22 protein-coding genes are annotated in these 23,270 nt (G+C 60.0%); 7 read left to right on the top strand and 15 right to left on the bottom strand.

The window, feature by feature from the left end; translation table 11 throughout:
- Position 1 precedes the first annotated feature (1 nt).
- The 3 genes from D882_RS1000000132835 to D882_RS0102990 form a co-directional block, all read right to left on the bottom strand.
- Positions 2-175 (bottom strand): hypothetical protein, encoded by a 174-nt coding sequence (locus tag D882_RS1000000132835; protein WP_172825920.1) that lies wholly within the window; start codon positions 173-175, stop codon positions 2-4.
- A gap of 150 nt (positions 176-325) precedes the next feature.
- Positions 326-1,339 (bottom strand): zinc-binding alcohol dehydrogenase family protein, encoded by a 1,014-nt coding sequence (locus tag D882_RS0102995; protein ID WP_027921854.1) that lies wholly within the window; start codon positions 1,337-1,339, stop codon positions 326-328.
- Between the two features lie 108 nt (positions 1,340-1,447).
- Complete coding sequence (locus tag D882_RS0102990) at positions 1,448-1,741, bottom strand: putative quinol monooxygenase (RefSeq protein WP_027921853.1); 294 nt, start codon at positions 1,739-1,741, stop codon at positions 1,448-1,450.
- Positions 1,742-1,859: 118 nt separating this feature from the next.
- Here D882_RS0102990 and D882_RS0102985 point away from each other — a divergent pair, with 118 nt between their 5' ends.
- The 3 genes from D882_RS0102985 (at position 1,860) to D882_RS0102975 (ending at position 5,359) form a co-directional block, all read left to right on the top strand.
- Positions 1,860-2,789 carry a LysR family transcriptional regulator gene (locus tag D882_RS0102985; protein WP_027921852.1) on the top strand — a complete coding sequence of 310 codons (930 nt, stop codon included), beginning with the start codon at positions 1,860-1,862 and terminating at the stop codon, positions 2,787-2,789.
- Between the two features lie 316 nt (positions 2,790-3,105).
- The gene (locus D882_RS0102980) at positions 3,106-3,840 is read left to right on the top strand and encodes a helix-turn-helix transcriptional regulator (RefSeq protein ID WP_027921851.1); all 735 of its coding nucleotides are present in this window, start codon (positions 3,106-3,108) and stop codon (positions 3,838-3,840) included.
- Positions 3,841-3,976: 136 nt separating this feature from the next.
- Entirely contained in the window at positions 3,977-5,359 is a 1,383-nt protein-coding gene (locus tag D882_RS0102975) for an MFS transporter (RefSeq protein ID WP_027921850.1), read from the top strand.
- 117 nt (positions 5,360-5,476) lie between these two features.
- On the opposite strand, the gene D882_RS0102970 is transcribed toward D882_RS0102975, so the two are convergent.
- From D882_RS0102970 to D882_RS0102960, 3 genes are all read right to left on the bottom strand, one after another.
- Positions 5,477-6,430 carry an adenosine deaminase gene (locus D882_RS0102970; protein WP_027921849.1) on the bottom strand — a complete coding sequence of 318 codons (954 nt, stop codon included), beginning with the start codon at positions 6,428-6,430 and terminating at the stop codon, positions 5,477-5,479.
- 82 nt (positions 6,431-6,512) lie between these two features.
- Complete coding sequence (locus D882_RS0102965; protein ID WP_027921848.1) at positions 6,513-7,478, bottom strand: 2-oxoglutarate and iron-dependent oxygenase domain-containing protein; 966 nt, start codon at positions 7,476-7,478, stop codon at positions 6,513-6,515.
- Between the two features lie 141 nt (positions 7,479-7,619).
- On the bottom strand, positions 7,620-8,702 hold the full coding sequence (locus tag D882_RS0102960; RefSeq protein ID WP_027921847.1) for a BMP family ABC transporter substrate-binding protein: 1,083 nt from the start codon (positions 8,700-8,702) through the stop codon (positions 7,620-7,622).
- 298 nt (positions 8,703-9,000) lie between these two features.
- Here D882_RS0102960 and D882_RS0102955 point away from each other — a divergent pair, with 298 nt between their 5' ends.
- On the top strand, positions 9,001-10,089 hold the full coding sequence (locus D882_RS0102955; RefSeq protein ID WP_027921846.1) for a calcium:proton antiporter: 1,089 nt from the start codon (positions 9,001-9,003) through the stop codon (positions 10,087-10,089).
- A 126-nt stretch (positions 10,090-10,215) separates the two neighbouring features.
- Here the strand turns inward: D882_RS0102955 and D882_RS0102950 are convergent, their stop codons facing one another.
- The 3 genes from D882_RS0102950 to D882_RS0102940 form a co-directional block, all read right to left on the bottom strand.
- The gene (locus D882_RS0102950) at positions 10,216-11,574 is read right to left on the bottom strand and encodes an 8-oxoguanine deaminase (RefSeq protein WP_027921845.1); all 1,359 of its coding nucleotides are present in this window, start codon (positions 11,572-11,574) and stop codon (positions 10,216-10,218) included.
- A gap of 209 nt (positions 11,575-11,783) precedes the next feature.
- Entirely contained in the window at positions 11,784-12,470 is a 687-nt protein-coding gene (locus D882_RS0102945; RefSeq protein ID WP_027921844.1) for an SDR family oxidoreductase, read from the bottom strand.
- Between the two features lie 25 nt (positions 12,471-12,495).
- Entirely contained in the window at positions 12,496-12,846 is a 351-nt protein-coding gene (locus D882_RS0102940; RefSeq protein ID WP_027921843.1) for a MerR family transcriptional regulator, read from the bottom strand.
- Positions 12,847-12,930: 84 nt separating this feature from the next.
- Between D882_RS0102940 and D882_RS0102935 the strand changes: the two genes are divergently transcribed.
- Positions 12,931-13,371 carry a hypothetical protein gene (locus D882_RS0102935; protein WP_027921842.1) on the top strand — a complete coding sequence of 147 codons (441 nt, stop codon included), beginning with the start codon at positions 12,931-12,933 and terminating at the stop codon, positions 13,369-13,371.
- A 39-nt stretch (positions 13,372-13,410) separates the two neighbouring features.
- Here the strand turns inward: D882_RS0102935 and D882_RS0102930 are convergent, their stop codons facing one another.
- From D882_RS0102930 to D882_RS0102905, 6 genes are all read right to left on the bottom strand, one after another.
- Entirely contained in the window at positions 13,411-14,337 is a 927-nt protein-coding gene (locus tag D882_RS0102930) for an ABC transporter permease (RefSeq protein ID WP_027921841.1), read from the bottom strand.
- Entirely contained in the window at positions 14,337-15,440 is a 1,104-nt protein-coding gene (locus D882_RS0102925; RefSeq protein WP_027921840.1) for an ABC transporter permease, read from the bottom strand. The genes D882_RS0102930 and D882_RS0102925 overlap by 1 nt, the downstream gene beginning before the upstream one ends.
- 11 nt (positions 15,441-15,451) lie before the next feature.
- On the bottom strand, positions 15,452-17,017 hold the full coding sequence (locus tag D882_RS0102920; protein WP_027921839.1) for an ABC transporter ATP-binding protein: 1,566 nt from the start codon (positions 17,015-17,017) through the stop codon (positions 15,452-15,454).
- A gap of 532 nt (positions 17,018-17,549) precedes the next feature.
- Positions 17,550-18,131 carry a YigZ family protein gene (locus D882_RS0102915; protein WP_027921838.1) on the bottom strand — a complete coding sequence of 194 codons (582 nt, stop codon included), beginning with the start codon at positions 18,129-18,131 and terminating at the stop codon, positions 17,550-17,552.
- Between the two features lie 7 nt (positions 18,132-18,138).
- On the bottom strand, positions 18,139-18,789 hold the full coding sequence (locus tag D882_RS0102910; protein ID WP_027921837.1) for a TetR/AcrR family transcriptional regulator: 651 nt from the start codon (positions 18,787-18,789) through the stop codon (positions 18,139-18,141).
- Positions 18,790-18,888: 99 nt separating this feature from the next.
- Complete coding sequence (locus tag D882_RS0102905; RefSeq protein ID WP_027921836.1) at positions 18,889-19,809, bottom strand: LysR family transcriptional regulator; 921 nt, start codon at positions 19,807-19,809, stop codon at positions 18,889-18,891.
- A 123-nt stretch (positions 19,810-19,932) separates the two neighbouring features.
- Between D882_RS0102905 and D882_RS0102900 the strand changes: the two genes are divergently transcribed.
- Together D882_RS0102900 and D882_RS0102895 are read left to right on the top strand one after the other, a co-directional pair.
- Positions 19,933-21,282 carry an aspartate aminotransferase family protein gene (locus D882_RS0102900; RefSeq protein WP_027921835.1) on the top strand — a complete coding sequence of 450 codons (1,350 nt, stop codon included), beginning with the start codon at positions 19,933-19,935 and terminating at the stop codon, positions 21,280-21,282.
- A 65-nt stretch (positions 21,283-21,347) separates the two neighbouring features.
- Complete coding sequence (locus D882_RS0102895; protein WP_027921834.1) at positions 21,348-22,841, top strand: CoA-acylating methylmalonate-semialdehyde dehydrogenase; 1,494 nt, start codon at positions 21,348-21,350, stop codon at positions 22,839-22,841.
- The last annotated feature ends 429 nt before the right edge of the window (positions 22,842-23,270 follow it).

Below are 23,270 nucleotides of genomic sequence, written 5' to 3'. Positions count from 1 at the left end.
CTCAGCCAGCAGCGCGCTGCTGTTGGCGACCGGGAATCTGGTGGGGAGCGTACAGGCGGGCTTCGAGGGTTCGGGTAAAGGCCAGTGCTTCGGCTTCACTGCGAAAGGTCACGGCATGCTGGTCCAGACGGACTTGCCACTGAGATTTAGCCACTTCTTTTATCAGGATCTTCATTGCTGATCTCTCCTCTCGTAAAAGTTGCTACGTAAAGATTGTGCCGCAGAGATTTCGATTGTAGACCCGAATACGATCGCTATTGTGACAGACGTCAACCTTCGGACTGACGGTGTCGCTCATTGCTGAGCGACACTGTTTCATCATGTTTCAGAAGCCTTCCAGCACAATCTTGCCCTTGGCTTTGCCGCTCTCCAGAAGCGCATGTGCCCGGCGCAGGTTGGCCGCATTGATGGTGCCGAAGTGCTCGCCGACCGTGGTTTTCAACGTGCCAGCGTCGATCAGCCCGGCAACGCGGTTGAGCAGTTTGTGCTGCTCGATCATGTCCGCGGTCTCGAACAGCGAGCGCGTGTACATGAACTCCCAGTGCAGCGACAGGCTCTTGCGTTTGAGCTTGGTCACGTCCAGCGACTTGGGGTCATCGATCAGCGCCAGTTTGCCTTGCGGCGCCAGCGCCTCGACCAGTTGGTCCAGATGCTGATCGGTCTGGGTCAGGCTGGCGACATGGGTCACGGCGTCCACGCCGGCACGCTTGAGTTCGTCGCTCAGCGGTTGGCTGTGATCAATTACCAGGTCTGCCCCCAATTCACGAACCCAGTCTTGGGTGTCCGGACGAGAGGCGGTGCCAATGACCTTAAGCCCGGTGAGCTGGTTGGCCAATTGCGTGAGGATCGAACCCACGCCACCGGCCGCGCCAACGATCAGCAGACTCTGGCCTTCATCGGTGTTGCCTTCGCGAACTTGCAGGCGCTCAAAGAGCAATTCCCAGGCGGTGATGGCGGTCAGCGGCAGTGCGGCGGCTTCGGCGAAACCGAGGGTTTTCGGCATGTGGCCGACGATCCGCTCATCCACCACATGGCGTTCGCTGTTGCCACCGGCACGCGCAATGGAGCCCGCGTAAAAAACCTTGTCGCCGACCTTGAACAAGGTCACGTCGCTGCCGACGGCCGTGATCACACCGGCCACGTCCCAACCGAGCACCTTGGCTGCGCCTTCTTCAGGCTGGACGTTCTGGCGGACCTTGGTGTCCACCGGGTTGACCGAGATGGCTTTGACCTCCACCAACAGATCGCGCGGACCGGCAACCGGTTCTGGCAGCTCGATGTCTTGCAGGGAGTGCTCGTCGCTGATCGGCAGCGAATTGTAGTAGGCAATGGCTTTCATCTAAGGAGCTCCGAAAGGTAATAAAAGAAGGGGTAGGCCTGATGCCGATCTGTAGCAGCTGGCGAAGCCTGCGTCCGGCTGCTACAAAGTGCGCGTCGGCGGGAGGGGTCAGGCCACGGTACGCAGGCGCTTGAGGTCGAAGTGTTCGAGGAAGTCGCCGGCCTTGGCCCGGAAATTCTGGATATGGGCGCTGGCGTCATGCGCTTGCAGGGCTTCGTCGCTGCTCCACTGTTCGATCATGTAAAAGGCCAAGGGATTGGCGAGGTCCTGGTGCAGATCGTATTGGCCGCAACCGGCCTCGGCGCGGGTCGGTTCCAGCAGGGCGCGCAGGTGCTGTTCGAGAGCGTCTTGCTGGCCGGCTTTGGCGATGAGGGTGGCAATGGCAGTAAATGGCTGGGACATGAACGACTCCGGGAGCGTGATGAATTCGATGGCACAGATGATTGGCTATTTCGCCGCAAGATAAAACCCGCTAAAAGAGCAGTCTCTTTCAATATTTTTTTGATAATCGAGGCTGAAAATGCTGCGTTTCGATGACTTGCAGCTGTTCGTTCGCGCTGCCGATCTGGGAAGCCTGTCGGCTGCGGCGCGGGTGATGGACATGTCCGCGGCGGTGGCCAGCGCGGCGTTGAAGCGCATCGAGCAACAACTCGGTGCCCGCTTGCTCGCACGTTCCACCCGCAGCCTGCGCCTGACGGCCGAAGGCGAGGGCTTTCTGGAATATGCCCGGGCGGCCCTGAGCAACCTGGATGAAGGGCGCCGTTTGCTGGCCAGTGGTCAGGACCAGGTCAGCGGGATTCTGCAACTGTCCGCCCCGTCGGACTTTGGCCGCAACCTGTTATTGCCGTGGCTGGACGAGTTTCAGCGCGAGCATCCGAAACTGACCGTGCGGTTGTTGCTGGGTGATCGCATTGCCGACTTGTTCCGGCAACCGGTCGACATCGCCCTGCGTTATGGCGAGCCGGAAGACTCGAGCCTGGTGGCGCTGCCCATCGCCCCGCAGAACCGCCGCGTCCTGTGTGCCGCGCCGGATTACCTGGCCAGACATGGCGAACCCCGGCAGCTGGAGCAATTGGCCCAGCACAATTGTTTATTGTTCATGCTCGGCAGTCGGGTCCACGATCACTGGAGTTTCCATGACGGCAAACGCGAGGTCGGCCTGACGGTCAGCGGTGATCGTTTCAGTGACGATGCTGATGTGGTGCGTCTGTGGGCGGTGGCCGGCGCCGGGATCGCTTACAAGTCCTGGCTCGATGTCGCCGCCGATGTGCTCGCCGGGCGGTTGAAAGTGTTGATGCCGGAACTGCTCTGTGAGCGCGCACCGCTGAATTTGCTGTGCGCCCATCGCGCACAATTGAGTAAGCCTGTGAACCTGTTGCGGGAAATGCTTGCCAGCCGATGTGCTGATTTGGGCAGACAATTCCCGACGATATCGGGCAACGATCAATAGTCGCAGGCAAATAGAGAAATTTCTGTCAGCAACTATCAGCACCCACGGTTTCCCAAGGGCAGGAACCGGCGGTTAACCCGCTTATACTAGCGCCCGCCTCATGTACGCACCGTCGATCTCGCGATGGCGAGTCCGCGTTACAGTCGGCTGGCACTCCGTTCAAGTACCCGACCTTTGCCCTGGCTGCGAAGAAATGGCTCGGGTGAGCGGGGGACTTTGCCCGGCTAATGGCGGTTTCCGCGTCTTGGCCGACGACACATTACTGGTCAAGATGTCTCTGAGCAGCAGACGAAACGATTCAACAGGGAGTGAATACATGGAACATGCACCTTGCATCAGCCAGATCGCCACGTTACTGGCTGACCCAAAGCGCAGCGCAATGATGTGGGCCTTGATGGACGGCGCGGCGCGGCATACCGAAGAGCTGGCGTTGTTGGCCGGCCTGTCACCCTCTTCGGCCAGCGCGCACTTGGGGCGATTGTCCGCAGGCGGTCTGTTGAAAGTTGACGTTCGCGGGCGAAAGCGTTTTTTCCGCCTGGCTGCCCCCGAAGTCGGCGCGGCCATCGAGGCATTGGCCAGCGCCACGCTGGCCAGTACGCCACGGGAAGTCCCGGATGTTTTCAAGCGTCCCAATCCCGTCGCCAAACCTCAGGCGGCGCCATCTTCACTGCTGCGGGCGAGACTGTGCGACGACCATTTGGGCGGCACCCTGGCCGCCGACCTTTACCAGCGATTGCTGGATGCAGGCTGGATCGAACAGATCGATCAGCGGGTCATGATTACCCATAAAGGCTCGACGCAACTGGCGACACGCGGCGTGTTCATCCAGGCGCTGGCCCATCGCAACAGTCGAGTGGCCTGCGCCTGCCCGGACTGGAGCGAAAGACGCCCGCACATGGGCGGTTCACTGGGGGCGGCGTTGTTGCAGCTGTTCATGCAATCGGGCTGGTTGAGCCTGCCCAACGAGTCCCGCGCCTTGCAGATCACCGCTGCGGGGCAGCGTGAAATCCATCGTTTCGCCAAGGAAACCGAACTGGAAATGGCGCTTTAGAGCGTCCTGATGTCGACGTCTGCCGGCATCGTGTTCAGGCGTCGTTCAGAGCTGTGGACAGGTCGCATCCAGCAATAGCCGCCAGACACTATCGCGCACACTCGATCCAGGGACTTTCGGATGAGGGGGATGTGGCATGGAATCACGTGGCTTCAGCGCGGCAGAACGATTGGAACGTCTGCCCATCAGCGGTTATCACCGGATCATTTTCATCATCATTGCCCTGGCGTTTTTCTTCGACTCCATGGACCTGGCAATGATGACCTTTCTGCTCGGCTCGATCAAAACCGAGTTCGGCCTGAGTTCGGCGCAGGCCGGGCTGCTGGCCAGTTCGAGTTTCTTCGGCATGGTGCTGGGCGCCTCACTGTCGGGCATGCTGGCCGATCGCTTTGGTCGCAAGCCGGTGTTCCAGTGGAGCATCGTGCTGTGGGGCATCGCCAGTTACCTGTGTTCTACGGCGCAGAGCGTTGAAACGCTGACCTTGTTCAGAATCCTCCTGGGCATCGGCATGGGCATGGAGTTTCCGATTGCCCAGTCGATGTTGTCCGAGCTGATCCCGGCCAAACGGCGTGGGCGCTACATCGCGTTGATGGACGGTTTCTGGCCACTGGGTTTTGTCGCGGCCGGGGTGCTGTCCTATTTTCTGTTGCCGGTGATTGGCTGGCGGGACATCTTCCTGGTTCTGGCGGTGCCAGCGGTGTTTGTGCTGGCGATCCGCTTTTTCATTCCCGAGTCGCCACGCTGGCTGGAACAGGCCGGGCATCATGCGGCGGCCGACACGGTGCTGCGACGCATCGAAGAGCGTGTGCGTGTGTCGCTGGGACGTGGGGACTTACCTGAGCCGGTTCGGCTGCCGCACGTGGCGACTACGCCAGGCAACTTCTTTTCCGCGTTGCAACAGATCTGGTCGCCACAGTATCGCCAGCGCACGATGATGATCTGGAGCGTCTGGTTCTTTGCCTTGCTGGGTTTCTACGGCCTCACGTCCTGGCTCAGTGCCTTGCTTCAGCAGTCGGGTTTTGCCGTGACCCAGTCGGTGTATTACACGGTGCTGATTTCCCTCGGCGGGATTCCCGGCTTCCTCATGGCCGCCTGGCTGGTGGAGCGTTGGGGGCGTAAGCCGGTGTGCGTGGTGACCTTGCTCGGCGGTGGGGTGATGGCGTTTCTCTACGGGCAAAGCGCAGTGTTTGGCGGCAATGTCAGCCTGTTGATCGCGTCGGGGCTGTTGATGCAGTTCTTCCTGTTCGGCATGTGGGCGGTGCTCTACACCTACACGCCGGAGTTGTACCCCACGTCGGCACGCGCTACGGGCTCGGGGTTTGCCTCGGCGATTGGTCGGGTGGGCTCGTTGCTCGGTCCATTGGTGACGGGGTTGGTGTTTCCGGTGACCGGGCAGGGCGGGGTCTTCGCGTTGGGGGCGATGTGTTTTGCGATTGCGGCGGGGGTGGTGTGGGTGTTCGGGATGGAGACGCGAGGGAAGACGCTGGAGGAGTTGACGGAAGCAGTGGTCGTCAATTAATCACAATCCCTGTGGGAGTGAGCTTGCTCGCGATGGCGGCCTTACATTCAACAATGATGTTGGGTGTGATGGCGTCATCGCGAGCAAGCTCGCTCCCACATGTGATCTTCAGCAGCCTTACGGTTTTACCAACCGGGCATCCAGGCTGTTCTGCGCCAGGCGCTTGGCCTGATCCTGGGTCATGCCCAGGTCGGTGTACAGCGCGTGGAAGTTCTCGGTCACGTAGCCGCCGAAGTACGCCGGGTCATCGGAGTTCACCGTCACTTTCACGCCACGCTCGAGCATGTCGAGAATGTTGTGCTGGGACATGTGATCGAACACCTTGAGCTTGGTGTTGGACAACGGGCACACGGTCAGCGGGATCTGCTCGTCGATGATCCGCTGCATCAAGCGCTCGTCTTCGATGGCGCGCACGCCATGGTCGATGCGCTGGATTTTCAGCAGGTCGAGGGCTTCCCAGATGTACTCGGGCGGGCCTTCTTCACCGGCGTGGGCCACGGTCAGGAAGCCTTCGTGACGGGCACGGTCGAACACGCGCTGGAACTTGCTCGGCGGGTGTCCCCTCTCGGAACTGTCCAGGCCCACGGCGACAAACGCATCGCGGAACGGTAGCGCCTGATCGAGGGTTTTCTGCGCCTCGTCTTCGCTCAAGTGGCGCAGGAAGCTCAGGATCAGACCGCTGGTGATGCCCAGTTGCTGCTCGCCATCCTTGAGCGCAGCGGCGATGCCGTTGAGCACCACTTCGAACGGTACGCCCCGGTCGGTGTGGGTTTGCGGGTCGAAGAACGGTTCGGTGTGAATCACGTTCTGCGCCTTGCAACGCAACAGGTACGCCCAGGTCAGGTCGTAGAAATCCTGCGAGGTGCGCAACACGTCGGCGCCCTGGTAATACAGGTCGAGAAACTCTTGCAGGTTGTTGAAGGCGTACGCTTTGCGCAGGGTGTCGACGTCGCTCCACGGCAGGGCGATCTTGTTGCGTTCGGCCAGGGCGAACAGCAGCTCAGGCTCCAGCGAGCCTTCGAGGTGCAAATGCAGTTCTGCCTTGGGCAGGGCGTTCAGCCAGTCGTACATGGTCTTTTCTCATCAGGTGCAGATGGCGAGCATTCTACAGATGCTCGTAGAAACATTTAGCAAAACCTGACCAGCCGGTTGATCACACCGCTTCCGGTTCCCGTCGATAAGCGTAGGTATCGGCGAAACGCGAGAGCAGGAATTCGGCGCAGGTAGTGGCCGGGTATTTCGCCGGGTGCACGTCATCCTGACAACCGGGCAGGCATTGGATGCGTGTGTCGGGGTGCGGCTCGGCGAAGAATGGCATCGAATAACGGTCCACGCCCAACGGGCTGAGCACCCGATGCGGCGTCGACAGGTAACGGTCGTTGCTCCAGCGCGCCATCATGTCGCCGAGGTTGACCACGAACGTGCCCTCAATCGGTGGCGCGTCGATCCATTCGCCTTTCACGTTGCGCACTTGCAAGCCACCGGCGGCGTCCTGATAGAGCAGGGTGATGCAACCGTAATCGGTGTGAGCGCCGGCGCCTTGTTGTTCGGCGGAACTGGCGGTGTGGCGGGGCGGGTAATGGATCATTCGCAACACGCTGACCGGATCGTTGAAACGGCTGTCGAAAAAATCCCGCTCGATGCCCAGGGCCAGCGTCATCGCACGCAACAGGGTTTGGGCGAGGGCCTGCATGTCGACGTAGTGTTGCTCCATCAGCGCTTCCCACCCAGGCAGCAACGGATGACGGTTAGGCCCGCGCAAAGGTTTTTCCGCCAGGACTTCGGGGTGATCGGCCGGCAGGTGCAGGCCCATGTCGAAGGTTTCCTTGAGGTCGCTGGGCTTGCTCGGGTCGAGTTGTTCGGTGGCGATGGCGCCGTAGCCGCGGTGATGGCGGGTTTGGGTGATGTCGATTTTCAGCTTTTCGGCAGTGGGTTGGGCGAAAAAGTGTTGGGCGTGGTCGAGTACGGCGGCGATGCGTTGCGCGGAAATCGGGTGGCCCTTGATGTAGAAGAAACCCCATTCGCGGCAGGCGTGGTCGATCTCGGTAGCGACGGCTGTCCACGCATTTTGGTCATCGCTGTAGAGCGGGGCGATGTCGATGATAGGAAGACGGTTCATGCAATTGTCCTGAGGAATACGCAGTCTGAAAAACACCGGAGTACCCCTGTGGGAGCGAGCTTGCTCGCGATGAGGCTGACTGATAGTCCGCTATCGCGAGCAAGCTCGCTCCCACAGGTACGGTGGTGTGGCTGAAATGGATTACTTCGGAATCTCGGCCTTCATGCCTTCAACGTAGTAGTTCATCGACGCCAGCTGGGCATTGCTCGCCGTCGCCCCCGCTGCAATTTTCTCTACGCCGGCCTGATCCTTGATCGGCCCGGTGAACGGGTGCAGCGCACCGCTCTTGATGTTGGCAATGATCTGCTCGGCTTCGGCTTTCACCGGTGCCGGCACCAGGTCACTGATCGGCAGTTCAACAGTGCCTTCCTTCAATCCACCCCAGTAATCCTGGGATTTCCAGTCGTGGTCGAGCACGCTTTGGGTCGCCTGAATGTAGTGCGGACCCCAGTCGTTGACGATGGATGTCAGCACCGCTTTCGGCCCGAAGTGCGCCATGTCCGAAGCGTAGCCGACGGCATACACACCGCGACGTTCAGCCGCCTGGATCGGCGCCGGGCTGTCGGTGTGCTGGAACACCACGTCCACGCCCTGGTCGATCAGCGCGTTGGCGGCGTCGGCTTCCTTGCCTGGGTCGAACCACGAGTTGACCCACACCACTTTGATCTCGGTGCCGGGGTTGTACTTGTTCAGGGCCAGTTGAATGGCGTTGATGTCGCGGATCACTTCCGGGATCGGGAAGGAGGCGACATAGCCGATCTTCTTGGTCTTGGTCATCTTCGCCGCGAGGAAACCGCCGACGTAGCGCCCTTCATAGGTGCGCGCGAGGTAGGTGCCGAGGTTCTTGTCCTGCTTGTAGCCGGTGGCGTGCTCGAAGGTGACCTTGGGAAATTGTTTGGCGACTTTGAGCGTCGGGTTCATGTAGCCGAAGGAGGTGGTGAAGATCAGGTCGTAGTTGTCCTTGGCCATGTTGCGGATTACCCGCTCGGCGTCGGCGCCTTCCGCGACGTTCTCCACGTAATTGGTGGTGATCTGCGAGCCGAATTTTTCAGCCAGCACCTTGCGCCCCTGTTCATGCTGATACGTCCAGCCGTGGTCACCGATCGGACCGATATAGACGAAGCCGACTTTCAGCGGGTCGGCGGCACTGGCGGTCAGGCTGGCGCTCAGACCGATGGCGGCGGCGACGGCGCAAAGCAGCTTCTTCAGCGGACGTTTATGCATGAATTCCAACTCCATTTTGTTTTGTGGTTGGAAGGGGTAATGCAAATTGCTGACCAACAGGACAACAAACGACGTGAGACCGTGTCGAGGCCATCACGAGCAGGCTCACTCCTACAGGGGAACGCATTCCAATGTAGGAGTGAGCCTGCTCGCAATGCGGCCCTTGAGGCCGATAAAAGTGCACGCCCTGAACCTGCTGCCATCCACTGGTGCGCTAAGGTGTAACGAAACGTTAGCGCTTCACCGCAGTCAGTAGCTCATCACTCTGCTTTCGCTTCACTGCGCAAAAAGGCCCGCAATGTTCACACACCTCAAGCAAGAAGCATTTCTGCTGCTGGCCATGTTCGCCGCCGTCGTCGCGTACCCGCTGGAGCACTGGATGCTCCACAGCGGCCAACCGGTCGCGCTGGCCGCCGGGCTGGTGTTGATTGCGTTCATCGTCGCCGCCTCCATGCGCGTCGCCCATCACGCCGAGCTGTTGGCGGAAAAAGTTGGCGACCCCTACGGCACGATGATCCTGACGCTGGCGGCGGTGCTGGTGGAAGTGGTGATCCTGGCGATCATGATGAGCAACGAAGCCTCGTCCACTCTGGTGCGCGACACGATTTACTCGGCCGTCATGCTCGACATTAACGGCATCCTCGGCCTCGCCGCATTAATGGGCGGGCTCAAGCACGGCGAGCAGTCCTACAACGATGATTCGGCGCGCAGCTACAGCGTGATGATCCTCACGGCCATGGGCGTGTCGATGGTGGTGCCGGAGTTCATTCCCGCGGCCAACTGGAAGATTTATTCGGGCTTCACCATCGGTGCCATGGTCGTGCTGTATGCGTTGTTCCTGCGGATGCAGGTCGGGCCGCACAGTTACTTTTTCAGCTACAGCTACCCTGAAAAACGCCGGCGCAAAGTCCCGGAAGAAGAAGCCGAACCGGTCAATGTGGCGCTGAGTATCGGCACGTTGGTGTTTGGTGTGGTGGTGATCGGCGCACTGGCCGAGGTGATGTCCAAGACCCTTGATCTGGGGCTGGAAGGGACGGGCGCTCCGCCGGTGATTACGGCGATTCTGGTCGCGGCCATTTCGGCGGCACCGGAGATTCTGACGGCGTTGCGCGCGGCGTTGGCCAATCGGATGCAGTCGGTGGTCAACATCGCGATGGGGGCGTCGCTATCGACGGTGATCCTGACCGTGCCGGTGATGGAAGCGATGGCGCTGTATACCGGCCAGCCATTTCAGATGGCGATGACGCCGGTGCAGACGGTGATGATCTTCCTGACGTTGATCGTCAGTGCGATCAACCTCAACGATGGCGAAACCAACGCCATCGAAGGGATGACCCACTTTGTGCTGTTCGCGACATTCATCATGTTGTCGCTGCTCGGTCTCTGAAACCACCACAAATCTCCTTTAGGAGTGAGCCTGCTCGTGATAGCGGCGTATCAGTCGACACTGATAGCGTCTGACACACCGTCATCGCGAGCAGGCTCACTCCCACAGTTTTAGATTTGTGTTGTATCAGGTTCCGGCGATCAGTTGGCGAGCGGCCTGGCTGTGGTCGGCAATCAATCCTTTGAGGTCCAACCCCTCAACCTGCCCATCAATCACTCGCCACTTGCCACCGACCATCACCCGATCCGCCCGATCTGCGCCGCACAGCAGTAACGCCGACACCGGATCATGGCTGCCGGAGAAACGCAGTTCATCCAGTTTGAACAACGCCAGATCCGCCTGCTTGCCAACCGCCAGCTCACCGATATCGGTACGCCCCAGCAGACTCGCCGAACCCTTGGTCGCCCAGCCCAATACCAGTTCCGGCGTGATCTTCTCCGCACCATAACGCAGGCGCTGGATGTACAGCGCCTGGCGGGTTTCGAGCATCATGTTCGACGCATCGTTGGACGCCGAACCGTCCACGCCCAGCCCGAGCAACGCGCCCGCCGCTGTCAGGTCCAGCGTCGGGCAGATGCCGGAAGCGAGGCGCATGTTCGAGCTTGGGCAATGGCAGATACCGGTGCCGGCAGCGCCGAGGCGGGCGATTTCGTCCGGGTTGAAGTGGATGCCGTGGGCCAGCCAGGTACGCGGGCCGAGCCAGCCGACACTGTCCAGATAATCCACGGTGCGCAGGCCGAAACGTTGCAGGCAGAAATCTTCTTCGTCGAGGGTTTCGGCCAGGTGCGTGTGCAGGCGCACGTCGAGTTTGTTTGCCAGTTCAGCACTGGCGGACATGATTTCCGGAGTCACCGAGAACGGCGAACATGGCGCCAGGGCGATCTGGATTTGCGCGCCGTCGCCGCGTTCGTGGTACTCGGCGATCAAGCGTTGACTGTCGTCGAGGATCACTTGGCCTTCCTGCACGGTCTGCTGCGGTGGAAGGCCGCCGTCCTTCTCGCCGAGGCTCATGGAACCGCGGGTGAGCATGGCGCGCATGCCCAGTTCGCGGACGCTTTCGACTTGCACGTCGATCGCGTTTTCCAGGCCTTCGGGAAACAGGTAATGGTGATCGGCCGCAGTGGTGCAGCCAGACAGCAGCAACTCGGCCAGCGCGACTTTAGTGGCGAGGGCCAGTTTTTCCGGGGTGAGGCGAGCCCAGACCGGGTACAGGGTTTTCAGCCACGGGAACAACGGCTGATTGACCACCGGCGCCCAGGCGCGGGTCAGGGTTTGATAGAAATGGTGATGGGTGTTGATCAGCCCCGGCAGGATCACATGCTCGCGGGCGTCGAAAACGTGTCCACAGGGCGCGGACGGTTGCTGGCCGACGGCGAGCACTTCAACGATCACACCGTCTTGCACAACCAGACCGCCACGGGCATCGAGGCCATTGGCAGTGAAGATAGCGAGGGGATTTTTTAACCAGGTACGGGATGCGGGCATTTTGGCCGGCTCCTCTGAAAGTGGGGTTCAGGGTTGCCAGCTCAGTGATTACCCTGTCTGCTGATCCAGGATCGCCGCGGGGGCGAGGTGCGGAGTTTCGGACAAAACGCAGCGCCGGGCAAGCCCGACCCGACCAGACAACAAAAATCCCTTGTCTGGAATGATCCCCTGTGGGAGCGAGCTCACTCCCACAGGGGATTGTGTGGTGATTACCAGGGAATGGTTTCACCTCGGTAATTCACGAAGTGATGCCCGCCCTTGCCGGTGTAGGCATTTACCTGATCAACCAGCCCACGGGTGCTGGTCTCCACATCAATGTCCGCACCTTCACCGCCCATGTCGGTTTTCACCCAGCCCGGATGCAGCGACAGCACGGTAAGTTTGTGCTCGCCCAATTGCGTCACAAAGCTGTTGGTCATCGAGTTCAGTGCAGCCTTGCTCGCCTTGTACAGCGCCAGTTCCGGTGCGTCCGGCATGGTCACGCTGCCGAGCACCGAACTCATGAACGCCAGCACGCCGCTGTCCGGGCGAATCTGCCCGACGAATTGTTGGGCCAGGTTGATCGGGGCCACGGCGTTGGTGAAAAACAGCTGGCCAACCTCGGCCAGCGTCGCGCCGCCCGGTGTTTGAACGTCCGGGCCCTTGACCCCGGCATTCACGAACAGCAGGTCAAACACGTCGCCCTTGAGCTGTTGGCTGAGGGCGATCACCGCCGACTGATCGTCCATGTCGAGTCTCTCGATCCGCACGTTGCCCACGGCCCGCAGGGCGTCGGCGTTTTGCGGGTTACGCACGGTGGCGGTGACTTGCCAGCCGTCGGCCAGCAGGGTTTTCACCAGGCCGAGGCCCAAGCCTCGTGAGGCTCCGATGATGAGCGCGGTTTTTGCCTTGGACATGAGTGGCTTCCTTGAAAAAAGAGGTTCACGGATTCAGTGGACAGCGTTGCCCGAGCCGTTGTTGCAACTCGTGACGCAACGCGCCGAGTTCATCCATCCGGGTTTCGATCAGTTTGAGTTTGTCTCGCAGCAATTGCGTGACGGCGCTGTCTGGATCAGGCGACTGCTGGATTGCCGCGACGCTGTTGCCGATTTCGCCGAGGGTAAAACCCAGTCTTTGAGCGGTCTTGATGTACTGCACCAGTTGCACCATGTCTGCCGGGTAGTCGCGATAACCATTGGCGCTGCGTTGCGCCGCGATCAATCCGCGTTGCTCGTAAAACCGTAGCGTGTCACGGCTGACGGCGCTGGCCTGGGCTAATTCACCGATGCGCATGTTGACGTCTCGAGAGGGCTTGACCTTGGAGCATACTCCAGGCTTTAGCCTTGTTGCTCCTCGAATATATATGGAGCAGGGCCGATGTGGACTTCAGCGCAATATCGCCGGGTGGTGCGGGGCAGTGCCTGGTATGACTTGATCGTGACAGCGGCGTTTGTCACGCCGTGGAGTTTTGCGGGTTTGCATGGGGCACTGACGGGGTTGAGTCAGGCGTTGGATTTGCCTGGAACACTACCGGCGTTTGAGCCGATGCACATGCTGATGGCAAATCTGTTGGGGTCGATTGTGTGCGTTTGGGCGGTGCTGCGGATTCGGGATCCGCAGCAGGTGTTTGGGCGGTATGACGCGGTTGGAAGATTCCTGTTTTCGGCTTGGCAGCTGTATGCCTTGCTGCATGGGGCCAGTTCGCTGTTAGTGGTTTTCCTGGTCTTTGAATTGGCTTGGGGCGTGGTTCAGGTGTTGCCAGTTCGGCAGCCGTCGCTGGCAAGCCATGCTCCTACGGGCGCAGCGCCAAACCTGTAGGCGCCGAGCTTGCTCGCGAAGGGGCCGGTCGATTCAATCCTAATGCCCACCCTGCCACGGCTGCCCCAACGACACCGGCGCATACAACCTTGTCCGCACGGCATCCCGCGACAACAACACCAACACCACAATCGTCGCGACATACGGCAGCATCGCCAGCAGGCTCGACGGAATCGCCAGCCCCAACCCCTGCGCCACCAAATGCAGGATGCTGGCGAGCCCGAACAGGTACGCGCCCAGCAGCAAGCGCCACACTCGCCAACTGGCAAACACCACCAGCGCCAGCGCAATCCAGCCGCGCCCGGCGCTCATGTTCTCCGCCCACATCGGCGTGTACGCCAGGGACAGATACGCCCCGGCCAACCCGGCCATCGCACCGCCAAACAACACCGCCAGCGTGCGCACACCCAACACCGGCAAGCCCATCGCACTGGCGGCGTCCGGGTTTTCCCCAACCGCTTGAATAATCAACCCGACGCGGCTTTTCAAAATCACCCACGCCACCAACGCAAACAGCGCGAATGACAGGTACACCAACAGATCCTGCGCAAACAGCATCCGCCCGATCAGCGGGATCTCGCTCAAGTACGGGATCGCCACCGGCTCAAATCCGGCCAGCGGTTTGCCGACCCACGCCGCCCCGACAAACGTCGACAGGCCCACGCCGAAGATGGTCAGCGCCAACCCGGTGGCCACTTGATTGGCGTTGAACACCAGCGCCACCAAGGCAAACAGCGACGACAACAGCATTCCGGCGAGCATCGCCAACAGCACGCCGAGCCAGAGATTGCCGCTGCTCAGCGCGACAATAAAACCGATCACCGCACCAAACAGCATCATCCCTTCCTGACCGAGGTTGAGCACGCCGCTCTTCTCGCAGATCAATTCACCCAACGCCACCAACAGCAACGGCGTGCCGCAACGGACCATCGCGTAGAAAATATTGCTCAGCAGATCGATATCCATCACAGCGCTCCTGCAGGTACGGTGGCTGGTGCGCGACGGGCCCAGCGCACGTTCAAGCGTGGTCGGTAGAGAATCAGCACGTCGCTGGCCAGCAGGAAAAACAGCATCATTCCCTGGAACAATTGGGTGATGGCTTGCGGCAGGTTCATGCTCATCTGCGCGCTCTCGCCGCCGATGTACAGCAGCGCCATCAGCAGGCTGGAAAACAGAATGCCGACGGGATTGAGTCGCCCGAGAAATGCCACCGTGATCGCCGCGTAGCCATAGCCCGGCGAGACCTGCGGCACCAATTGGCCGATCGGCCCGGTCACCTCACACACGCCGGCCAGCCCCGCCAAACCACCGCTGATCAACAGCGCCAGCCAGATCAGACGCTTCTCGCGAAACCCGACGAAACCCGCCGCGCGCTTGTCCAGCCCCAGCACTTTGATCTGGAAACCGATAAAGCTTTTCTGCAACAACACCCACACCGCAACCAACGCCAGCAAGGCGAAATACACCCCGGCGTGAACCCGACCATCCTCCATCAGCAATGGCAATCGGCTGAAGTCACTGAACATCGCCGACTCCGGAAAATTGAACCCGGCCGGGTCCTTCAACGGCCCATGCACACAAAACAGCAGCAGGTTCAGGGCGATGTAATTGAGCATGATGCTGGTGAGGATTTCGTTGGCGTTGAAGCGCGTGCGCAACCACGCGGTCAGTCCGGCCCACGCCGCGCCGGCCAGGGTGCCGACCAGCAGAATCAACACCAGTGCCCAGCGACTTTGCAGGTCGATGATGTTCACCGCCAAGGCACTGCCGGCCAACGCGCCGAGCAGCAATTGACCTTCGGCGCCGATGTTCCAGATGCGCGCCTGATAGGCCACGGCCAGCCCCAATGCACAGAGCAAAATCGGCAACGCTTTGACCAACAGTTCCGAGACGCCATACCCGTCGCTGATCGGTGCGATCAACAAGGTGTGCAAGGTCAGCAACGGATCGTGGCCTAGCGCGATAAACAGTAATGAGCCACAGCCCAGCGTCAGGGCCGCCGCGAGCAACGGCGAGCACCAGAGCATCAGACGTGATTGCTGGCCACGGGGTTCGAGAAAAAGCAGCATGGAAAACTCCGTTAAGCCGATGCGGGTGCAGGTGAGTGAGGGGCGTCGAACTGGCCGGCCATCCAGCCGCCGACGTCAATCAAGCGTGTGTCGACGGTCGCTTTCAGTGGCGACAGGCGACCGCCGCACAACGCGCCGAGGCGGTCGCTGATCTGGAACAATTCGTCGAGGTCTTCGGAGATCACCAGGATCGCCGCGCCGGCATCGCGCAAGGCAATCAGCGCACGGTGAATGGTCGCGGCGGCGCCGACGTCCACGCCCCAGGTCGGGTGTGCGGCGATCAGCAGTCTGGGTTGCTGGAGGATTTCCCGGCCGAGGATGAATTTCTGCAAGTTGCCGCCGGACAGGCTGCGGGCCGGTGTCTGGGCATCGGGTGTCTTGACCCCGAAGCGACGGATGATCTCTTCGGCCAACGCGTCGACCTTGCGACGCTGGATCAAGCCGTTGCTGACCAGTCCTTGTTGAAACGCCGTGAGCAACGCGTTGTCGGCGAGGCTCAATTCCGGCACGGCGCCGTGACCCAGTCGTTCCGCGGGGACGAAGGCCTGGCCGAGTTCGCGTCGTGCATCGGGTCGCAGGTGGGCGACCGCTTGCCCGGCGAAACGGATCGTTGCGCCGTTGTTTCGGGTCAGCCGTTCTTCGCCGCTGAGTAACGCCAGCAATTCATCCTGACCATTACCCGCAACACCGGCGATGCCGACGATTTCACCCCTTTGCACTTCAAGATCTACATCCTTCAGCGAGCAGCCGAACGGATCGGGATTGAGCCAGGACAACTGACTGACGCTGAGAAACACCCCGCCGCCTACCACCTTCGGATAGTCCGTAATTGTCTCGGCGACTTCGCCGACCATCAGCCGCGCCAGTTGCCGGTCCGAGCACTCGGCGGGTACGCAATGCCCGGCCACTCGACCGCCGCGCAACACGGTGGCGCTGTGGCACAGCGCCCGGACTTCACCGAGCTTGTGGCTGATAAACAGAATGCTGCAGCCCTCGGCCGCGAGTCGGCGCAAGGTGATGAACAGTTCTTCGGCTTCTTGCGGGGTCAGGACCGAGGTCGGTTCATCGAGGATCAACAGGCGGATGTCTTGCATCAGGCACCGAATGATTTCCACCCGTTGCCGCTCGCCAATCGACAGGCTGTGGACAAGTCGCTCGGGCTCCAGCGCCATGCCATAACGGCGGGACACTTCACGAATCTTCGGTTCCAACTGTTTTGGTGTGCCGGCCGCTGCGCCCATCGCCAGGGCAATGTTCTGCGCCACGCTCAATGTCTCAAACAGCGAGAAATGCTGGAACACCATGCCGATCCCAAGACCACGGGCCTGGGAAGGATTGCGTATGTTCACGCGTTGTCCTTGCCAGATCATTTCCCCGGAATCGGCCTGGGTGACGCCGTAGATGATCTTCATTAACGTGCTTTTGCCAGCACCGTTTTCCCCAAGCAAGGCATGGATTTCGCCAGGCGCAATGGTCAGGTCGATGGCGTCGTTGGCCAGGCATCCGGGGTAGCGTTTGCTGATGTGGCGCAATTGCAGGCGGGGTGTTTGATCGGGGATCGGCACGGGGTTGGGCATGACTGACTCGGGTCGATGGGCGTGATGCTTGTGGATAAAGCAATTTCCTGGCCATTGGGTCAGGAAAGCTGAAAATCCGCGCAAGCACAGGCCTCAGGGTCAGTGCATTGCGATCCATCGGCGCCGGGCCAGGCACCACTTGAGGGCGAAGCTGTTGATCAGGCTCCAGTTTTGCTCGCAGGGGATTGGTTAAAAAATGAACAGTAGCCCGCAAGCCATGCCGGACATGGGGCCGCGACGACCATGAACGGGTTATCCACAGATTGCTCCACAGTATTTGTGCGCAAGCTCAAACGTCGGGCATAAGTACCGTGCGGCTATCTTCTAAAGGTGATAACCCGCGCTAACTGTTTGTTTTTACGTGAATTTAACGTTGGTGGTGGGAAATTGGACGAAAAATGAACAAAGCCCGCAAACCCGCATGACAGAAGGGTTACAGGCACATGTGCTCAGGTTATCCACAGCCGGGTGCACAGTAGATGTGGGCAAAATCCCGACGTCGGCGGAATAAGGGTGAACGTTGTTGGTGCGTTCAGTGCTGCAACACAATGCGTCCGCGACTCAAGTCCGCCAGTTGTGTTTGCAGGGCAGGGATCTGTGCTTTTCCCATCGCCAATTGCAGTTCGACGCCGTTAGCGGTGAACGTTTCTTCCACGATCAGCCCGCCCAGTTCCGTCACGCGAAGTTTCACCAGCGCCAATTCACTGAAGGCACAGGCGCAACTGACGGGCACTCGGCTGATCAGCTCAACCTTGGGCGCCGCTTGCAGGCATTTGTTAGCACCGCCGCCATACGCCCGGGCGAGGCCGCCGGTGCCCAATTGAATGCCGCCGTACCAACGAATCACCAACACCGCGACCTGGTCGCAGTCCTGTGCTTCGATCGCCGCCAGAATCGGTCGGCCTGCGGTGCCGCCGGGCTCGCCATCGTCGTTGCTGCGGTACTGGTCGCCGAGTTTCCATGCCCAGCAATTGTGCGAAGCATTAAGGTCGCTGTGCTGTTCGAGGAACGCCTGGGCGTCAGCCGGGCTTGAGATCGGCGCAGCGAAGGTGATGAAGCGGCTTTTGCGAATCTCTTCGCGGTATTCGCAAAAACCGCTGAGGGTAAAAGGCATAGGTATCTTAATTAGACGGGGTCAGGCCGCAGCCTTTGAGAATGATGCGGATCAGGTTATTGCCGGCTTCTTCCATGTCTTGCTTGGTCAGCTTGGTACGCCCAGTGACTCGGCAGATCTGGGTCGCGAAGTCGGCGTAATGCTGAGTGCTGCCCCACAACAGGAAGATCAGGTTGACCGGATCGACCGGGTCCATTTTGCCGGCGTCGATCCACGCCTGGAACACCGCGGCCCGGCCCTGGAACCAGGCGCGGTAGTCCTGGTTGAAATACTCGGTCAGGCATTCGCCGCCGCTGATCACTTCCATGGCGAAGACTCGTGACGCTTGTGGCTGGCGCCGGGAAAATTCCATCTTGGCGCGGATGTAGCGGGTTAATGCCTCGGCCGGATCATCCTCCGCAGTCAATGTGTTGAAGGTGCTGTCCCACAACTCGATGATGTTGCTCAGCACCGCCACGTACAAACCGAGTTTGTTGGTGAAGTAGTAATGCAGGTTCGCCTTGGGCAACCCGGCATTCTGGGCAATGGTGTTCATGCTGGTGCCTTTGAACCCGTGACGGGCGAACTCGTCTTCGGCGGCTTTGATGATGGTCTCTTCGTTCTTCTGACGAATGCGGCTGGCAGGTTTACCGCCGTGAGCTGGGACTTCAAAGGTCATAGGCACTTCCAGACAGACAGGTAGGTGGGTGCAACCAGTGCGTTGATAGCGCACCCACGGGCTTCAGACAAGTCCCGGTTCACAGGATTCTTCGGTTGTTCAGCGCGTCGCAGCAAGGCTTTCCAGGAAACTCTCCAGTACCAGATGCGGGCGACGGCCCTTGCGCGTGACCGATGCAAGGCTCAGGTCATAGAAACGCGCCTTCGGTTTCAGCGCACGCAAGCGACCTTGTTGCACCCAGAGGCTGGCGTAATGATCCGGCAGGTAGCCGATGTAGCGCCCAGTGAGGATCAGGAACGCCATGCCCTCACGATCCGAAGCACTGGCGGTGCAGTTGAGTGCCTGGTAATGGGCCTGGATCTCCGCTGGCAGTCGGAAGGTCGGCGCGATCGCGTCCTGGCTGTTGAGACGGTCATCGTCGAGTTGTTTGTCGTCGACGTAAAAAAGCGGATGGCCGACTGCGCAATACAGCAGCGAGCGCTCGCTATAGAGCGGCTGATATTCCAGCCCCGACAGCGCACTGGCCTGCGGCACGACGCCGACGTGCAAGCGGCCATCGAGCACACCTTGCTCCACTTCATTGGGCGCGATCATGCGGATCTGAATCTGCACGTCCGGGCCGCGTTCCTTCAATTGTGCCAACGCGTGGGTGATGCGCATGTGGGGGAGGGTGACCAGGTTGTCGGTCAGGCCAATGGTCAATTCGCCACGCAAGTGCTGGTGCAGGCCATTGACCTCGGTGCGGAAACTTTCCAGCGCACTTAATAGCTGCAAGGCCGATTGGTACACCTCGCGACCTTCTTCGGTCAGGGAAAATCCGGCGCGACCGCGTTGGCATAACCGCAAGCCCAGGCGTTGTTCCAGATCGCTCATTTGCTGGCTGATGGCCGAGCGACCGATCCCCAGCACGCTTTCCGCCGCCGAGAAGCCGCCGCACTCGACCACGCTGCGAAAGATCCGCAACAAGCGGATATCAAAGTCGCTGACTTGCGCCAGTGGATCGGGACGACGCGTGCTCATAGTTTAGTAGCGGCCTGACTGAACGTTAGAAGAGTTGGATTTCACAGACTTTATCCCCGTGGCAATTTAGCTGCAAGAACGCTTTTGATCTCTATGCCGCTTATTGCCTGCGAGGTTTTGCCCATGAACTTGCCTGAAAACGCCCCGTCTTCCCTGGCCAGCCAGCTCAAGCTTGATGCTCACTGGATGCCCTATACCGCCAACCGTAACTTCCAGCGCGACCCGCGTCTGATCGTGGCGGCGCAAGGCAGCTGGCTGACCGACGACAAGGGCCGCAAAGTCTATGACTCGCTGTCCGGTCTGTGGACCTGCGGCGCCGGGCACACCCGCAAGGAAATCCAGGAAGCGGTCGCCAAGCAATTGGGCACGCTCGACTACTCGCCAGGCTTCCAGTATGGCCATCCGCTATCGTTCCAACTGGCCGAGAAAATCACCGACCTGACCCCGGGCAACCTGAATCACGTGTTTTTCACCGACTCGGGTTCCGAGTGTGCGGATACCGCAGTGAAAATGGTCCGCGCTTACTGGCGTCTGAAAGGTCAGGCGACCAAAACCAAAATGATCGGCCGTGCTCGCGGTTACCACGGCGTGAACATCGCCGGCACCAGCCTCGGCGGTGTGAACGGCAACCGCAAAATGTTCGGTCAGGCGATGATGGACGTCGATCACCTGCCGCACACGCTGCTGGCGAGCAATGCCTACTCCCGTGGCATGCCGGAGCTGGGTGGTATTGCTTTGGCCGATGAGCTGCTGAAGTTGATCGAGCTGCACGACGCGTCAAACATCGCCGCGGTATTCGTTGAGCCGATGGCCGGTTCTGCTGGCGTACTGGTTCCGCCACAGGGTTACCTCAAGCGTCTGCGCGAGATCTGCGATCAGCACAACATCCTGCTGGTGTTCGACGAAGTGATCACCGGTTTCGGCCGTACCGGCAAAATGTTCGGTGCCGATACCTTTGGCGTGACCCCGGACCTGATGTGCATCGCCAAGCAAGTCACCAACGGAGCGATCCCGATGGGCGCGGTGATTGCCAGTTCCGAGATCTACCAGACCTTCATGAACCAGGCGACGCCTGAGTACGCGGTTGAATTCCCGCACGGCTACACCTACTCCGCGCACCCGGTGGCTTGCGCTGCTGGCCTGGCAGCACTCGATCTGCTGCAAAAGGAAAACCTGGTGCAGAGCGTGGCCGAGGTGGCACCGCATTTCGAAAATGCGCTGCACGGTTTGAAAGGTTCGAAGAACATCATCGACATTCGTAACTTCGGCCTGGCCGGTGCGATTCAGATCGCGCCGCGTGATGGCGACGCGATCGTGCGTCCATTCGAAGCGGGTATGGCGCTGTGGAAAGCCGGATTCTATGTGCGCTTCGGCGGCGACACCCTGCAGTTCGGCCCAACCTTCAACAGCAAGCCGCAAGACCTTGATCGTCTGTTCGACGCGGTCGGCGAAGTGCTGAACAAGATCGACTGATTTTCTCTTCTATATAGAGGCGTCCTTATACGGGGCGCCTGTGGACAACTTTTCAGGAGCGTTACATGAGCCTTATCCCGCATTTGATCAATGGCGAACTGGTGACCGAAGACGGTCGCACGGCCGACGTGTTCAACCCGTCTACCGGCCAGGCGATCCACAAGCTGCCATTGGCCAGCCGTGAAACCATTCAAAAAGCCATCGACTCGGCCAAGGCTGCATTCCCGGCCTGGCGCAACACGCCGGCAGCCAAACGTGCCCAGGTGATGTTTCGCTTCAAGCAACTGCTGGAACAGAACGAAGCACGCATTGCTCAGCTGATCAGCGAAGAGCACGGCAAGACCCTGGAAGATGCGGCCGGCGAATTGAAGCGCGGTATCGAGAACGTCGAGTTCGCGTGCGCTGCGCCGGAAATCCTCAAGGGTGAATACAGTCGTAACGTCGGCCCGAACATTGATGCCTGGTCGGACTTCCAGCCGTTGGGCGTGGTGGCTGGTATTACCCCGTTCAACTTCCCGGCGATGGTGCCGCTGTGGATGTATCCGCTGGCCATCGTCTGCGGCAACTGCTTTATCCTCAAGCCGTCCGAGCGCGATCCGAGCTCCACGCTGTTGATCGCTCAACTGTTGCTGGAAGCCGGTCTGCCTAAAGGCGTGCTGAACGTCGTGCACGGTGACAAGGCGGCGGTGGACGCGCTGATCGAAGCGCCGGAAGTCAAAGCGCTGAGTTTTGTCGGTTCGACGCCGATTGCCGAATACATCTACGCCGAAGGCACCAAGCGCGGCAAACGCGTTCAGGCACTGGGCGGCGCGAAGAACCATGCGGTGCTGATGCCGGATGCGGACCTGGATAACGCGGTCAGCGCGTTGATGGGCGCTGCCTACGGTTCTTGCGGCGAGCGTTGCATGGCGATCTCGGTGGCAGTGTGCGTCGGTGACCAGGTGGCGGATGCGCTGGTGGAAAAACTGGTGCCGCAGATCAAGGCGCTGAAAATCGGCGCGGGGACTACGTGTGGTCTGGACATGGGGCCACTGGTCACCGGTCAGGCACGCGACAAGGTCAGCGGTTATGTCGAAGACGGCGTTTCTTCCGGCGCGACCCTGGTGGTCGACGGTCGTGGCTTGAGCGTGGCCGGTCATGAGGAAGGTTTCTTCCTGGGTGGCTGCCTGTTCGATAACGTCACGCCAGAGATGCGCATCTATAAAGAAGAAATCTTCGGGCCAGTGCTGTGCGTCGTTCGGGTCAACAGCCTGGAAGAGGCGATGCAGCTGATCAACGATCACGAGTATGGCAACGGCACCTGCATCTTTACCCGTGATGGTGAAGCGGCGCGGTTGTTCTGCGATGAGATCGAAGTGGGCATGGTCGGCGTTAACGTACCGTTGCCGGTGCCGGTGGCTTACCACAGCTTCGGTGGCTGGAAGCGTTCGCTGTTTGGCGACCTGCATGCTTATGGTCCGGACGGTGTGCGTTTCTACACTCGTCGCAAAGCCATCACCCAGCGCTGGCCGCAACGTGCGAGCCATGAGGCGTCGCAATTTGCGTTCCCTAGCTTGTAAGTAGAAGGGAAGAAGGCCGGCCCCTTGGGGCCGGCCTTTGTGTTTCCGGGCCTTTTTGCCTTATATGACAGAATTGTGAAATTAAAGGTTGACGGCAGATTCTGGATGTCTATAATTCGCCCCACTTCCGGCGCAGTCGAAACGGAAAACTCCTTGGTAAACAAAGAGTTACGCAGTTTTCGGCAGCAAGCGGCTTCAGGTCATCGAAGCGCGAAAGGAGTTGAAAAAGAGGTGTTGACAGCAGCGTGTAACGCTGTAGAATTCGCCTCCCGCTACCGAGTGATCGGAGGCGCAAGTGGTTGAAGTTGTTAGAGATTTCCAAGCGAAACTTTGAAAACTTCTGAAAATAACCGCTTGACAGCAACAGAGGCTGCTGTAGAATGCGCGCCTCGGTTGAGACGAAAGATCTTAACCAACCGCTCTTTAACA

Source organism: Pseudomonas sp. URMO17WK12:I12, assembly GCF_000514395.1.
Lineage (GTDB): Bacteria > Pseudomonadota > Gammaproteobacteria > Pseudomonadales > Pseudomonadaceae > Aquipseudomonas > Aquipseudomonas mucoides.
Note: the sequence above shows the minus strand (reverse complement) of the source record. Positions and strands in the feature narration are given on the sequence as shown.